We start from the raw sequence: 15,780 nt of genomic DNA on the forward strand, positions 1-15,780 counted from the left end.
CTGGTATTAGCCATCGTTTCCAATGGTTGTCCCAGTCTGGAGGATACTTTCCTACGCGTTACTCACCCGTTCGCCACTAGTACTACTCTCCGAAGAGAGCCTCCTCGTTCGACTTGCATGTGTTAAGCACGCCGCCAGCGTTCGCCCTGAGCCAGGATCAAACCCTCCATCCAAGATTTCGAGTTCGATCACTTAACTCTCTCTTTTTACTTCCGCTGGGTGTCTCTGTTCACTTGTCAAGGAGCTTCTTCCTTATTTCCCTTTTCCTTCTTTTCCTCCCGCGGCTCTTCGTCCGCGTCCGAGTATATATATTACCACCTTTCTCTTGCTTTGTCAACTTACATCTTCGTTAATTTTGTTAATCGTTTGTGAATTGATTGGAATTAGCTTTGTTACTGTGTTTTATTCCACTAACCATTTTATAATATTTATCATTAATTCTCTATTATCTCCATAATAATAGCCATCATATAATTTATCTCCAGATGTCCCTGTTCCATCATCAATCGGTGATGAATCACCTATAGCAACAAACTTACCGCTTCCATATCTTCCAGAGATTACATAAGCTCCCCATGTTTCTTTACTATAATAAATAATTCCACTTATATTTTCATTATCAATTATATATTCTGATGTCCCAGCCCATGCTCCTGTTTCCTTTATTCCTTTAGTTATTTCATGTTCTTTTATCTTTACTATAGGGCTTTCAGAATATTGTTTTTCTCTAAATCTAAAGCCTAGTCTTCCAACAAAATCATCTGAATATATTTCCTTAGTTTCTATTATATGTTTCTCTTTCAAAAATCCGTTGAATATTTCTACTGCATCCCATCCATCATTATTTCTATCTGCAACAATATGATCAGCAATAAAGAAAACACTTCCTCCATTTTTAATATACTTTATTATTGCATTTTGTTCATCTTTTGTAAAAGGAATATTAGGTTCTGGTATTACATATACTTTATATTTTGATATTACTTCATAAGTAATAGGTGAATCATCATCTCTTTGATTACTTCCATATTCATCATTTCCCCATTCATTAACATTAGCTCCACGATTTTTCAAATCATCAGCAAAATCAGAAAATCCCCCTCTAATAGTCCAATCAGCATTACCTGCTGTTTGTGAATGCGCATTATCAAAAAGAATAGCTTCATTATTGAAAATTTTATCAAATTTATCAATTCTATCTTTCGTAAGACATCCTGAAAATATGAATAATACTATTATTAAAACAAAAAATAAACAACTTACTTTTCTCATTTTTACCTCCTCACTTTTTCAAAAAAGAAAGCCTAAACGGGCTTTCTTTAATTATTTTGCTGTTACAAAAGAAGAATCTCCTACATACACTTTAAATCCATAATTATAACCAATAACACCTTTAATTTCATATAGATTGCCAACTTGAATTCCTGCACTATTCATCGCATCAGAAGAATATTTAATCACTTTTAAATCACTTTGGCCATCGTTATCAAGATCAAAATCATAGTGATTAAATTCATCTTGTCCTAAATATTTACCTTCAAAAATAACCAAATTACCAAAATTATTCATTCCTGGTAAATTATCAATAGTTAATACATCCGCCTTATCCCAAGGAATAGTCCCATTACTACTTGTTACTGTTGCTGATTCATCCGAACGAGTTGTATTAAATCTATATTCAAAATAACTATTAGTTGCGTCACGCTCTGTATAATAAGGTCTTCCAGTTGCTGAAATAATTTCATTAAGGCTTATATCCAAATCGGCAGAAACCTTCACATAAATACCTGTTCCGTCATCACTTACAACATATACATATTCATAATCTGAAGCATCATATACAACTATTGCATTTTCTATTTTCCTTAATGGTACTATTGAGGTATCTCCTGTATTCCATCCATCTGTACCAGCATCATAATTTTCTTTAATTTCATTTTTTATTTCTGCTATTGTTGACGCTTCAACAGTCGGTTGCGGCTGTTCTTCAGCTGTTGCAACTACTGTTACCCATGATTCATCAGAAACAAATACTCTATACCCATAATTTTGACCAACAACACCTTTAATAGTATATGTTGAATTAAGCGTTAAATCTGGTAATACTGAGTGAGAATCTATTTTTAATTCAAAATTACTAACAGAAAATTCTTTATTATTAAAATCATCTTCTCCTATATATTTTCCTGTAAATTCTACTAAATTACCAAAGTCTCCTCCTGATAGTTCTGAATTTATTAATTCTGCTTTATTTAATGGAACTCCAACGTTTTTTTCAACAACAGTTATTTCTCCATAATTATCTATATCCATTCTCAATTCATAAACATTAGGATCATTCCATGTTTTATAATACGGTATTCCTTTTACCTTTATTTTATCACCAATACTATATTTACTGTCATGATTTTCTGCTTTTAAATATGTTAACTTTAAACCATTTCCATTTTCATCTACAATATATATATAATTTTTTGTTGGATCTGAATTTGAAGTATATTGATATGCAACTATGCCTTCCGTTTCATATACAGTTTCATGTGAATCATAATCATTCCAAATATTTTTATTTTCTAATATTTTCTCTCTTAACTCTGATAAACTTAAAACTGTCTTCTCATCATCAATCTTCTCTTTTACCAAACACCCTGTCAACAAAAACAATCCCAAAATAGATATCAACAAAAATACCAAACTCTTTTTCATTCCACTACCCCCTTATTTAAAATATAATATTCATTAATGACCTTTCTGTAATTAAAAAATCTGTCCAGGTTGTAAAACTCAATACCATTCTTTGATTCCCACTTGCTCTTCCATTTATATCCTCAGCAGAAACTGTTAATGTTATGTTCTCTCCGTTTATTTTAATTCCATAATTTGTTACGTAATCTGTCAATATTCCATCATCTAATGAATTTCCTTGGACAAAAAATTCTATTGACCACGGTCTTGGCAAATAATATCCTGCTCTTAATTCATATAACCATGTTTTGTTTTGAGGATTATTTGTTACAGCATCAATGTCAAGATAATATAAATTTTTATTTTCATTATCCATGTTGTAATATATTAAGCCCTTTAAATATACTGGATAATAATTTATTTTCCCACCAAAAGTCATTTTAGGATTTGGTAAAATTTCAATTAAATCATTAATGTTAGAGGTTATTCCTGATATTGATTGCACTTCTGATGGAACAGCATAACCTATTCCATAATATAATTGTGTTATTAATTTTCTATTCCATTTAATTGAATTATACCCTGCAAATGATGCTGATAATTTGTTATATCTATTATCCTGAGACATATAGAACATATATTTAGTATATCTTTCATCAAGACCAAAATATGCATAAATCGAACTATCTTCTAAATTGTATGCTCCACCTATTTTAATTTCCCCAACTGGTTTTATATATCCTCCAATTGCCATTTTCATTGGATTAAGAGTATAATCCATATCTCCAAGATCATCTCTAAATCCACCGACTCTAAATCCATAATCTCTTCTTAAATCATATGGATAATCTCTGAATTTGAACTTTCCAATCATTAATAATGTATCATATCCAACTCTATATTGTAAATAATAGTATCTTGGAAGTTTAAAGTTTAATGTTTCATTATCATTAAACTCGTATGTAAGCGCTGATGAAGATAAAGTTAAATAATCATTGAATCTCAGTGTAATATTATCAGTTAATCCTATATCAAAATAACCAATAGGAAATACATCTATGAAATTGTTTAAATCATCTAAATTCATTGTATAAATACCTAATACAGAAAATTTTGTTCCACTAAAAGCTCCAAAAATAGTTATAAAAGTTATAAGAACAAATAGCATAGTCGTTAATACTTTTTTCATAAAAACCCCTCCTAAAATCGAATGTATTTTTTACCAACTTATTTCATTATAATTTTCATTTGTTACGTATATTTTTACATTTTTTATGTTATAATAATTCAGTAGCTTGACTTTAACATGACATTATATCACATTTTTTTATTAGGAGGAATGTTAAAATGATAAAAAAACTATATATATTTGTTGGTATTCTAATCTCTTTACTTCTTATTACTTCTTGTTCAAAACAAACACAAATTAATAAATCTTATATTGAAAAAAATTATTATGTGAGCAAAGTAATTGATGGTGACACAATAAAAGTATATTATGATGGCGATGAAACTTCCGTTAGATTAATAGGAATAGATACTCCGGAAACACATAGTGGAGATAAACCTGTTGGAGAGTTAGGAGATACAGCATATTGGTTCGTTAGAAATAAAATATATTCTGAAAATTCAAAAAAATCATATGTTTATTTAGACTTCGATACTGACAAATATGGGTATTATGGAAGATTACTAGCTTATGTTTATTATAAAGGTAAAGATGGAAAAATTCATTTTTTAAATGAAGAAATTATACAAAACGGTTATGCAAGGCCTCTTTTTTATTCTGATACTTCAAAGCATAAAGAAACCTTTATTGAAGCTTATGTTTATGCTTATGAAAACAGAAAAGGAATTTTCCAGTTTTATGACGATGATAACAGAAAAATTTATGAAAATGATCTTTCTGATTTGGATATTGGAAAGATTAGATGGGTTCGTTTTAAAGTTAAAAGTATTTCGCGTTCTGGTTCCTTTTACCATATTTACTCAGAAAATAATAAAGTATATATAACTATTAGAAGTGATGAGTATAAAGCTTTTTTTAAAAATTTAAATATATATGATCTTGATAATAAAGAAATAGAAGTGTATGGTGAAGTTTGGAAAGATAATGGGATTTATGAAATTTTAGCTCGAGCTGAATTTGAATTTAGAATAATAAAATAAGCCCTTATCGGGCTTATTTTATTATTTTATATTAATGTTGTTGGTGGATTCAAGAAAATATGCATTTTTTTATTATAATTTTTAATAATTTCATAAAATTCATCATGATCTATATTTCCTTTAATTACTATTTGATATCTATATTGTCCTCTTAATTTAGGTATTAATGGTTCTGTTGGTTCTAATAATTCTACATTTAAATCTTTATTTTTCAATATATTAAAAAATTCTTCTGATTCTTTCAATGCCGTTTCAAATTTCGGATTAGAAAATATAATCATTAATAATTCTGAATATGGTGGGTATTTATATTTTTCCCTATTTTTTAATTCTAATTCAACAATTTTATCATAATTATGTTCTTTTACAAATTTAAAAAAATCACTTTCAGATTTAAATGTTTGAAGTAAAACTTTTCCTTTTTCTTTTCTTCCAGATCTACCTGCAACCTGAATTAACAATGAAGCTGTATGTTCTTGAGATGTGTATTCAGGGAAATTTAAATATCTATCGCTATCAAGGATTACTACCAATTTAATATCTTCTATATCAAGACCTTTGGTTATCATTTTAGTTCCAACGATTATAGCCGGTCCTTCTTTTTTTATTTCTTCAAAAGCTTTATTTAACTCTTCATGTGTTTTTATTACTTCTCTATCCATTCTAATAATCTTATTAGATAGAAAAAATTTCAACAACTCATTTACCACTCTCTCTGTTCCATACCCTCTAAGTTGTAATTCTGGATTTCCACATACTGGACATGAATTTGGAACCTTTTTTTCTATACCACAATAATGGCATTTTAACTTATTTTCATAGCGGTGATACGTATAAGATACATCACAATTGTCGCATTTTAAAACATTTCCACAATTTGTACATATTAAATAATTTGCATATCCTTTAGTTGGAGAAAAAATAAGTACTTTTTTATTATTTTTTAAGATTTTATTTATTTCCTCTAAAACTTTTTTAGTAAAAATCCAGCTTACCTTTTCTTCTTTTTTCAAATCAATAACTTCAATATCTGGCATTTCTGTAAAAACTCTTTCTTTTAATTCTAAAAGATTAATTTCTCCTTTATATGCCTTTTTCATTTCTCTCAATGTTGGTGTTGCTGAAGATAATATTAATTTTATTTTTTCTATTTTTGCTCTTAAATATGCTATTTCTACAGCATCATATGAAATCTGATCAAATTGATATAGTGATTGGTCATGTTCTTCATCTATTATTATCATTCCAAGATCTTTTAATGGAATCCAAACAGCACTCCTCGTTCCAATAATAATATCTATATTTCCATTTACAGCATCATACCAGGTTTTTGTTCTTATGGAACTATTTATACTTGAATGATACACACCTATATTTTTAGCTGGAAATCTTTTTTTTATACGAGAAACAAATTGTGGTGTTAATGAAATCTCTGGTATTATAATCATTATTTTTTTATTCTTAATCAAATATTCTTCCATAACTTCGAAAAATATCTCTGTTTTTCCACTTCCAGTTACACCATATAAAAGATCTATTTCATCTTTATTTTTTAGTATTTTTTCTTTCAATTCTTTCTGTTTATCTGTAAGTTCTACTATAAACGGTTCTTCATTTACCTCTTCTTCATCAATAATTTCTATAATTCCTTTTTTTATTAATGTTTTTAAAGCTGTAGAAGATCGCGAAATTATTTTTTGTTCATATAGTTCATTTTCATATATTTTATTATTTTTTTCATTAATATAATTTACAACTTTTATACCGCTATTGGATATTTTTTCATTTAATACTTCAATTATATCTTTTTTCAATATAACTACTTTTCTTTTCTTTTTTAATTCTTTCTTTATATGTATATTCAATTCAACAATGTTTTCTTTTATCATTTTTTTTAATGCTTTATTTGCTGCTTTTTTAGTTTTGAATTTTCTATAATATTCATTTAAAAATATAGGTTTTTCTATATTCGACAAAGGGGATTTAGGTATTATTTTTATTTTTATTTTATCTGAAGAAGCCGGGGGAAATATTAATTTCCCCATTTCACTTATAGGAACAAGAAATTTTTTTGATGCATTTTTTATTAATTTTATATGTTCATTTTTTATCAACGGTTTATAATCCACAACCAATTCTATTTCTTTCACATTATAATTTTTTTCATCGGTTTCTGAAATAATTACACCTAATTTTTGCTGATTTCTAAAATCAATTAGCACCCTTTGGCCAGGTGATAATTTTTCTTCATAAGTATATGTAAATGTATCATATGTATATGTTCCAAAAACCGCTATTTCATAATAATACATATGATCACTGCCTTATTAATATTCTAAATGTTAATCCTGATATTTTTTCAATTGTTTTTATTTTTTCGCCTGTAAAATAATCTATATAATCCCCATTTAGTTCTATATTTGCTTTTACAGGTATTTTTCTTGAATTGGATATTATAATTACTTCATCATTTTCAGTATATCTTCTATATATCAAAGCGCCTAATTTTGTTTTTATTACTTCATATTCTCCATATCTTAATGCTTCATGTTCTTTTCTAAGTTTTATAAGAGATTTATAGTAATTATATATATCCATATTCCAAAATTCTTCATCCCATGGAAATGGTTTTCTACACCAAGGATCTCTTTCACCTGTCAACCCTATTTCATCTCCATAATATATAACTGGCGCTCCAATAAAGGTCATTTGAATACCAACTGCTATTTTAAATTTATCAATATCATCATTTAATTCTGTAATTGCTCTTGGTGTATCATGACTATCTAATAAATTCCATAATGTATGAATTATTTGAGGCGGATACTTTTCTAAATAAGCATTTGTGTTTTTTACAAAATTATAAGCACTTCCGCCTTTTGCATATCCCAAAGCTGCATCTCTAAACAAATAATTCATAACAGTATCAAAAGCTGGTTTTTCGAAATATTGAGTAGAATCTTTCCAGTATTCACCACTAATAACAGCATTTTCATTTATCCCTTTTACTATAGGATAAAAGAAATTTTCCCAGAATGAATTTTTCACTTGATCTACTGCATCTAATCTCCAACCATCAATGCCATATTCCATCCATTTTCCTAAGACAGTGGTAATATAAGCTTTTACTTCAGGATTTTCTAAGTTTAATTTAGGAAGGTCCGCATATCCCCACCATGATTCATAGCTATCTGCAGACTTTGTAACTGGAAATTTCTTTATAAAATACCAATCTAAGTACTTAGATCTTTTTTGATTTCTAAATATATCCTGCATGGCAAAAAATTCATCACCTGTATGATTAAAAACTCCATCAAGAATTATTTTTATATTGTTTTTCTTTAAGTCCTTAACCATTTGGATAAATGTTTTGTCATCACCAAAATGTGAATCTATTCTTAAATAATCTTTAGTATCATATTTATGACTAGAAACTGATTCGAAGATTGGATTTAAATAAATTGCCTCTATTCCTAAATTTTTTAAATATTCTATTGATTCTATAATACCTTTTAAATCTCCACCATAAAATCCATTAGAACCTAATGATGATGATGTATAATTACCATACCATTCATATGTATATGCTGGATCATTTGTTTTATCTCCATTTCTAAATCTTTCTGGAAATATTTGATAATATATTCTACCTTTTGTCCAATCTGGTACATCAAAATATTTTATTATTGGTTTATTAAAATCAAATTCAAAATAATCTAAATTAGGATATTCGATACTATTTTCACCATCTTTTATAATAAACTTATATCTCAATACATTAGCAGGTGTTTTCACATGGAATCTATATAATTCTGTTTTATCAAATGTTAATTTCTCTTTTTTTACGATTTTTGCATTACCAACAAAATATACATCTTCAATATCTTTTTTTTGCACTTCTATTGATAAATAAATATCTCCAGGTTTTACTGGATTTATATATTTTCTTTCTTTTTCATGTTTTATAAATCCAACTTTTCCATCACCTATAGATGGGTAATATGTTTTTTCTTCTTTTATTATGAGTAATGAATATAATTTTCCGTTTGAATAAACAGTGTTTGTATTTTTATAATCCAGAATCTCCTTTCCATCTACTAAAAATAAATATTTATATTCCCCTTCTTCTAATTCAAAAGTTTTTTTCCATAATCCCGTATTTGTTTTTTCCATTTGAATAGGTTCATCTGAAAAATCCCCTATTATTGAAACATTTGAAGCACTTGCAGTATAGTATATAACACTTTTTATTGAAAATGACATTGTAAAAATTAATATTAAAAATATAAACATAAAAATTTTTTTCATATTAAAACCCCTTTCAATCACTTAAGAATAATTATTTTTGCTTTTTTATCTATTTCTCCTCTAGAAAATTCTTTATTTTTATAATACATTGAATATACATTAGATACTTTAAAATCATATTCTATCATTTTAAAATATAAATTCTTTTTTATTTCCCATTCTTTGCGTTTATTATCTAAATCCCTTTCAATATTTTTTATAATAGAAATATAATTTGATGGCGTGACAATTATTGGATACGCTACTTGTTCTCTCATTACTGATAATAATTTTCTTCCTTTTTTTGTAAAACCCAGAACTCTTAAATATTGAGGGCCGTATTTATTAGCATCATATATCAAATCTTTTTTTAGTCTAAAATAAATACTTAAGAGTGTCCTTTTTATTCTAGTATAAGTAAATCTTTTAGCTTTTACTAAACGGTAAAATTCTATTATAGATGCACTTTGTTTTGCAGCTTCTATTATTCTTTGTTCCAAACCTTCATTAATTCCAAAAATTTCTTGAATATCATCCCTATTTAATGTTCTTAAAAAAGATAGTAAAGATATTTCATAATCTTCAATAAATATTGGAGCTTTACCTAAATTCTCTTCCCTTTTTAATATTTCATATGTTTTCTGTGGAACTGATTCTTTTATTAATTCATACATTTCTTCTTTCCACAATTTTCTAATGGCTGTAGCACTAGAAAAATTACCTTTAAATTCTTCATCATTATAATTTGCCCCCTGTCGTTGTATCACATGTGGGACGATTTTAGAATTATAATATTTTAAAGCTTTTAAATATTCCAATCCTAATATATCATTAGATTTTTCAATAGCCAAAACTTTTTCTTTTTTTAAGATATTATTTTTTTCAAAAAAATGAATTAATGCGTATTTTCTCGCATTCGGAAAAGAATATCCTTCTTTTAGATATTTTTTTAAAAGATTTTTAAACTTATCTGGTTGCTTATATATTATATCAGAAATAATATTTAATGTTTCAATATCTGCTGATTCGCTCCCAAATACTATATCTGTTACAACTTTTGTCCTTTCTAAAATCCCAATAGACCCCAATGCAAAACCATTTGCATCTTGAATAGAATACACAAAGGGTAATTCGATAACAATATCTATTCCCATATTAAGCGCAATTTCTGTTCTGGCAAATTTATCTAGAATTGCTGGTTCTCCTCTTTGAACAAAATTTCCACTCATCACCGCAATGGTGAAGTCAGGTTTTACTATCTCTTTAGCTTTTTTTAAGTGATATAAATGTCCATTATGGAATGGATTATATTCAACGATTACCCCTAATACTTTCAAATTTAGCACTCCGTTCTAGGTTCTTCATGATTTTTTAGAATTTTTGGATTATTTTTATCATCTACTACAACTATTTTCGGATTACTTTTTTCTTCTTTGGAATACAACCCATATGCCATAATTATAACTTTATCCCCTAATTCCACCATTCTTGCTGCAGCACCATTTAATCCTATAATTCTTGAGCCTCTCGGACCTTTAATAACATATGTTTCAAATCTGGCTCCATTATTAATATCTACTATTTGAACTAATTCATTTTCTTCGATACCTGAAAGTTCCATTAATTCTTCATCTATCGTGACACTTCCTTCATAATGGATATTTTTTTCCGTAACTGTTGCCCGATGAATTTTTCCTTTTAATAATATTCTAAACATTTAATTCCCCTCCTATAATAATTGTTTATATTTTTATTCTACCATTAAATATTGTATTTTTGGTTTAAAAATATAGAATTTTTTAATAAATTTATTTTGTGGTATAATTGCATTGAAAATACAAGATAAGGGGTGATTTTATGTCAAGAACTGTTTTAATTGATGGTAGTGTGTCTTATTCATCAAATGCTCAGATTATTCACAGTAAAATATTAAAAGAATTGGTTATGGAATTTCTAAAGGATTTAGAAGAAAGAAATGAAAGTTTAATTACTTTTTTTTCACTTTTTTTAAAAAATGAAGATGCTGTAGATATTGATGAAAGATATGATTTAGATCAAATAATAAAAATGCTATTCGCTTTATCTGCAGAAAAAATTGATGAAATTGATTCTTCGCCATTTTATAGTTTCCCAAAATTAAGTGATAAAAAGGAGCAAATTACAAAGTTTGTTGAAAGAATATATAACTTATGGAGGAACAAACATAGATTTATGATACAAAAAAGCGAATATGTTTCTAATGGTATTCAAAAAATATATAAAGAAATGATTCTTGTAAGGAACAATACTGACTTTAAAAGTTTAATTACTAATTTTTATCGCCAAATATTAATTAATATTTCTGACGATAGATTAAAAGTTTTAAGACAATTACCAAGTGGTGCTCAAGTCGCATTTTCTGTTGATAATCCAAAATTTAAAAATGATGTTCTTAATGGAAAAGATAATTTGTATAAAGTTCCATTTGTTTGGGGAGTTGTTTTCGAACCACCTGTTATTTTTTATACAAATTCAAATAAACGAAAAGGTGTTTTTAAAGTTATAGATTCTCCTATCCTTGATAATATTGATTTAGAAAATCCTAAAGATTGGTTTGCTTTTCCTATTCATGTTGGAAAAAAATATATTTTAGTTTATGTATATAAGGAATACTTAGCTATGGCCGCTGGTTTAACAAATTTATTTGAATTAGCGGGATTTGGAATAGTTCAAAGAAAAAAACCCGATGGTATATATTTCTTTGGTTTAGAAGATAAGTTTTTTGAAAAACCTGAATATAAAAATGGCGTTATTTACAAAGAAAAAGACGGAACTTATATAAGTCTTTTAGGAAGAGACAAGCATCTTGACTATTTTGGTTATATGAAAAAAATGATATTAACAAATCATAATTTAAGAATTATAGACGAAAATAATCTTCCTATACACGGGGCATTAGCTGAAATTGTTTTAAGAAACGGAAAAAAGGCAAACATAATGTTAATAGGAGATAGTGGAGCTGGGAAGTCTGAAACATTAGATGCTTTAAATAGGCTTTCAAAAGAAGTATCTGAAGTCAACATTTTAATAGATGATATGGGTTCATTAGAAATTGATGATAGTGGAAATGTTGTAGCTTTCGGAACTGAAACGGGTGCTTTTGTAAGATTGGATGATTTACAACCAGGATACGCTTATTCTGCTATAGATAGAAGTATTTTTATGAATCCTAATGAGATAAATGCAAGGGTAATTGTTCCATACTCAAATTATAAAGAAATTATCAAACCAACAAAAATTGATTATTTCTTTTATGCTAATAATTATGTCAAAGTTGAAGACAATAATTATATTGTTTTTTATGATGATTGGAAAAAAGCATATGATGTTTTCTCAAAAGGTGCAAGAATGGCAAAAGGTACTACTGCAGAGGTTGGATTAACTTATAGTTATTTTGCAAATCCTTTTGGTGCTGTTCAAAGAAAAGAAAAACATGAAATTATAGCCCAAAGATTTATAAAACAGATGATAAAAACTAATGTTAAAGTTGGTGAAATCAAAACTCAATTAGGGATTAACGGATTTGAAGATTTAGGACCTACTTTAGCTGCAAAATCTTTATTACGTTTAATAGATGAGCAATAATATTAAAGCGGGGAGCCTTTCGGCTCCCTTCTTTAATCAATTATGGAGATTGTAAGATATTAAAGATCGATGTTGCATTTAACTGGCCAGTTTGAGTTAATAGCATGGAGGTCATTTGCTGAAGATTTTGATTCCTTAAATATTCTGCCATTGTCTTCGCCATATCAGTGCCTGCAATCCTTTCTTCTGCTGCACCTGTGTTTTCTGCTGCATTTAAAAGATTTTCTGCTGCTGTCCCTAATCTATTTACATATGCTCCTACCTGCGTCCTTGTATTTGTAACCTGTTCTGCTGCATTATCTATCACTGTTAATGCCGCCTCTGCACCCTCTTGAGTTGTTAAATCAATATTTTCAAGATTTAATGCTTCAGGTCTCATATCTTGAATTTCTACATTTAAATTGTTTCTTCCACTTGCATCTAAGGGCAATTTTACCTGAAATTCTCCATTTAATAATTGTTGATTATTATATTCCGTATTTCTTACTGTATCGGTAATTCCCTGTCTTAATTGGTTAAACTCCTCCTGTATAGCGCTTCTTGCCTCTTCTGGTAAGGTATCATTTGCTGCTCTTACCGCAAGTTCTCTCATACGACCAATTGTATCATTTATTGAAGAAATACCTTGATCTGCAACATTTAGCGCACCAATTCCATCGTATATATTTCTTACTGCTTGATATGCTGATCTAAATTGTGTGTTTAATCTTTGTGCCATCGAAAAACCTGCTGGATCAACAGCTGAATTTATTAATCTATTCCCACTTGAAAGTTGTTGTGATCTTTGAAGTAATAAATTTGATAAGTTAGATAATCTATTCGTTTGATTTAAATAATTATTCCCAATTCTCATCTAGGGTTCCCTCCCTTATTAATATATCCTCATTTATTAAGACTTGTTTTTTATAAAAAAGTTCAAAATTTACATTTTATTAACGAACTTTATCGTCTGATAGAGGTCTAAATGATTAAAAGATTAATATTGTTTTAATTTATATTTAATTCAAGGGGGTGGAATAATGGTTAAAAAAATCTTTTTTTTGTGTTTAATTTTCATTTTGCTGTTCTCCTTATTTTCATGTGATCGTCTCCAACCTACAGAGGAAGGTAGTTTAAAATTTGTTGTAAAAGATAAAAACACAAACCTTCCTATTTCTGGTGCTCAAATAAAAATTACACAAAATGGTATTTTAAAAATCACCGCTCTTACTGATGAAAATGGAGAATACCTTTTTACTTCAGATGCGGGAGAGTATAATTATGAAGTTTCAAAAATCTATTATCTTCCAACAAATGGTAACGCTAAAGTATATGCTAAAGAGCTGCGTTCAGTTAATATTTTTTTAGAACCAACAGAAAATAACCCACCAAATTTCATAGGATACATTTCTCCATTAAATAATCAAATAGTTAAAGAAAAAACTGTTGATTTCCAATGGAATGCTCAGGACATCGAGAACGATGCTATTTATTATAACATTTATCTAAAATATGTAGGAAATGAATTTCAAAAATTAAATACTCTTCCTTTAACAAATACACAATATACATATGAGCCACCATTTAAAGGAACATATCAATGGAGAATTGAACTCTGGGACAAACCAAATGAAAATTATAAAATCATAGTTTATGAAGCTCCACAATTTGATTACCAGCCCACATCCGATTCAACTATTAATCACAAACCAGAAATTTATTTAATATCTCCAGTTAATATAATAATTGAAAAATCAAATGTTACTTTCACATGGGAAGCTTCAGATCTGGATAAGGATCCTTTAACATTTGATCTCTTTCTCGGAAAATCTCAAAATAGCCTGGCAAATATTGTATCTGACTACAATAAAACATCTTACACATACTCCCTCAGTTCTGTTGGAACATATTATTGGAAAATATTAGCCTATGATGGTAAAGAAACTTCTGAATCAAATGTTTCTTCCTTTGAATATCTTCCTCCAGAGAATAACCCACCAATGATTTCACTTATAAGTCCAACAGATTATGCCACATTTGATACAAATGACATTCAATTTAGTTGGATAGCTACTGATACAGACAATTCAACACTAAATTATAAATTATCGATTGGAAAAACAAATGCAAATATGACAGAAGTACTCTCGTTAGATGAAGAAGATGAAAAAGAAATATCTTTTACATACAGATTACCGGAACCCGGTGATTTTTATTGGAATATTACAGTATCTGATGGAATTAATCCTTATGTGAATAGTGAAATAAGAAAATTCACTATTATTTCTAATAATAATCCGCCTGTTATTGATGATAATCATAAACCAGATGTTGATACTGTAGTTGGAACACAGGTTTCATTTGAATGGAATGCATATGACCCAGAAGGTACACCTTTAACCTTTGATTTTTATCTCTCTGATATATATGATGAAGTAAACAATCTAATAGAAAATACCTATACTAGCACAAATTTAAATACAAAATTCTTAAAAGATGTAATTTTAGATTATTCTTCAACATATTTCTGGAGAATTGTTGCAAAAGATGGGATGTATGAAATACCAGGCCCTATTTGGAGCTTTAATTTTATAAAAAAAGAAGAAGGAGCTTTAGCAGATTTATATTTCAATCCTGAAACATTGAACTTGAGTAAAAATTCAACAACTTCCTTCATAATAAAATCTTCATTTATCGAAAATATTTATGGTTTTGATATAAGAATTGGATATGATCCACTCTTTATTACAATAAACCCTGATGAATGTTTGGAAAATAATGTCTTTAATAATGGTGATTTTCATATTATTAAAAAAGTCATAGAATATGATGACCATAATGAATTTATTTTTAGTATTATTTCGAATTCCAATAACTTTAAAATACCAGAAAACATAATAGAAATCACATTACATTCTATTAATGATGGAAATACAAAAATAAAATTTGAAAAATCAACATATATTTTTGGACCAAATGAGCCAGAAATAATATTCTCAACAGGTGACTCTATAAAAGTCACCATCTCGGAATAAG

Annotated in this window: 11 protein-coding genes and 1 rRNA gene; 3 read left to right on the forward strand and 9 right to left on the reverse strand. The window is 27.9% G+C overall.

Annotated elements, in window-relative coordinates:
• From BUA62_RS07490 to BUA62_RS07505, 4 genes are all read right to left on the reverse strand, one after another.
• Window positions 1-173 (reverse strand): 16S ribosomal RNA (locus BUA62_RS07490); the annotation flags it as partial.
• A 229-nt stretch (window positions 174-402) separates the two neighbouring features.
• The gene (locus tag BUA62_RS07495; RefSeq protein WP_072865070.1) at window positions 403-1,272 is read right to left on the reverse strand and encodes a hypothetical protein; all 870 of its coding nucleotides are present in this window, start codon (window positions 1,270-1,272) and stop codon (window positions 403-405) included.
• 51 nt (window positions 1,273-1,323) lie between these two features.
• The gene (locus BUA62_RS07500) at window positions 1,324-2,706 is read right to left on the reverse strand and encodes a hypothetical protein (RefSeq protein ID WP_072865072.1); all 1,383 of its coding nucleotides are present in this window, start codon (window positions 2,704-2,706) and stop codon (window positions 1,324-1,326) included.
• 16 nt (window positions 2,707-2,722) lie between these two features.
• Complete coding sequence (locus BUA62_RS07505) at window positions 2,723-3,874, reverse strand: hypothetical protein (protein WP_072865073.1); 1,152 nt, start codon at window positions 3,872-3,874, stop codon at window positions 2,723-2,725.
• 158 nt (window positions 3,875-4,032) lie between these two features.
• Here BUA62_RS07505 and BUA62_RS07510 point away from each other — a divergent pair, with 158 nt between their 5' ends.
• Window positions 4,033-4,854, forward strand: a complete 822-nt coding sequence (locus tag BUA62_RS07510; RefSeq protein ID WP_072865075.1) for a thermonuclease family protein — start codon at window positions 4,033-4,035, stop codon at window positions 4,852-4,854.
• Window positions 4,855-4,880: 26 nt separating this feature from the next.
• On the opposite strand, the gene priA is transcribed toward BUA62_RS07510, so the two are convergent.
• The 4 genes from priA to panD are packed head-to-tail and all read right to left on the reverse strand — an operon-like array spanning window position 4,881 to window position 10,858.
• Window positions 4,881-7,166, reverse strand: a complete 2,286-nt coding sequence (gene priA / locus BUA62_RS07515; RefSeq protein ID WP_072865076.1) for a replication restart helicase PriA — start codon at window positions 7,164-7,166, stop codon at window positions 4,881-4,883.
• Window positions 7,167-7,170: 4 nt separating this feature from the next.
• The gene (locus tag BUA62_RS07520) at window positions 7,171-9,162 is read right to left on the reverse strand and encodes an alpha-amylase family glycosyl hydrolase (protein WP_072865078.1); all 1,992 of its coding nucleotides are present in this window, start codon (window positions 9,160-9,162) and stop codon (window positions 7,171-7,173) included.
• Window positions 9,163-9,179: 17 nt separating this feature from the next.
• On the reverse strand, window positions 9,180-10,478 hold the full coding sequence (locus BUA62_RS07525; protein WP_072865080.1) for a nucleotidyltransferase: 1,299 nt from the start codon (window positions 10,476-10,478) through the stop codon (window positions 9,180-9,182).
• 2 nt (window positions 10,479-10,480) lie between these two features.
• Window positions 10,481-10,858, reverse strand: coding sequence for an aspartate 1-decarboxylase (gene panD, locus BUA62_RS07530; RefSeq protein ID WP_072865081.1), 378 nt, complete (start codon window positions 10,856-10,858; stop codon window positions 10,481-10,483).
• Window positions 10,859-10,998: 140 nt separating this feature from the next.
• Here panD and BUA62_RS07535 point away from each other — a divergent pair, with 140 nt between their 5' ends.
• A complete protein-coding gene (locus BUA62_RS07535; RefSeq protein WP_072865083.1) occupies window positions 10,999-12,765 on the forward strand; it encodes an ATPase in 1,767 nt (588 codons plus the stop codon).
• Window positions 12,766-12,805: 40 nt separating this feature from the next.
• Here BUA62_RS07535 and BUA62_RS07540 read toward each other — a convergent pair whose 3' ends face one another.
• Complete coding sequence (locus BUA62_RS07540) at window positions 12,806-13,618, reverse strand: flagellin (protein ID WP_072865085.1); 813 nt, start codon at window positions 13,616-13,618, stop codon at window positions 12,806-12,808.
• Window positions 13,619-13,784: 166 nt separating this feature from the next.
• Here BUA62_RS07540 and BUA62_RS07545 point away from each other — a divergent pair, with 166 nt between their 5' ends.
• Window positions 13,785-15,779: a carboxypeptidase-like regulatory domain-containing protein gene (locus BUA62_RS07545; RefSeq protein WP_072865087.1), complete on the forward strand. Its 1,995-nt coding sequence runs from the start codon at window positions 13,785-13,787 to the stop codon at window positions 15,777-15,779.
• The last annotated feature ends 1 nt before the right edge of the window (window position 15,780 follow it).

It is taken from the genome of Marinitoga hydrogenitolerans DSM 16785 (assembly GCF_900129175.1).
Classification (GTDB): domain Bacteria; phylum Thermotogota; class Thermotogae; order Petrotogales; family Petrotogaceae; genus Marinitoga; species Marinitoga hydrogenitolerans.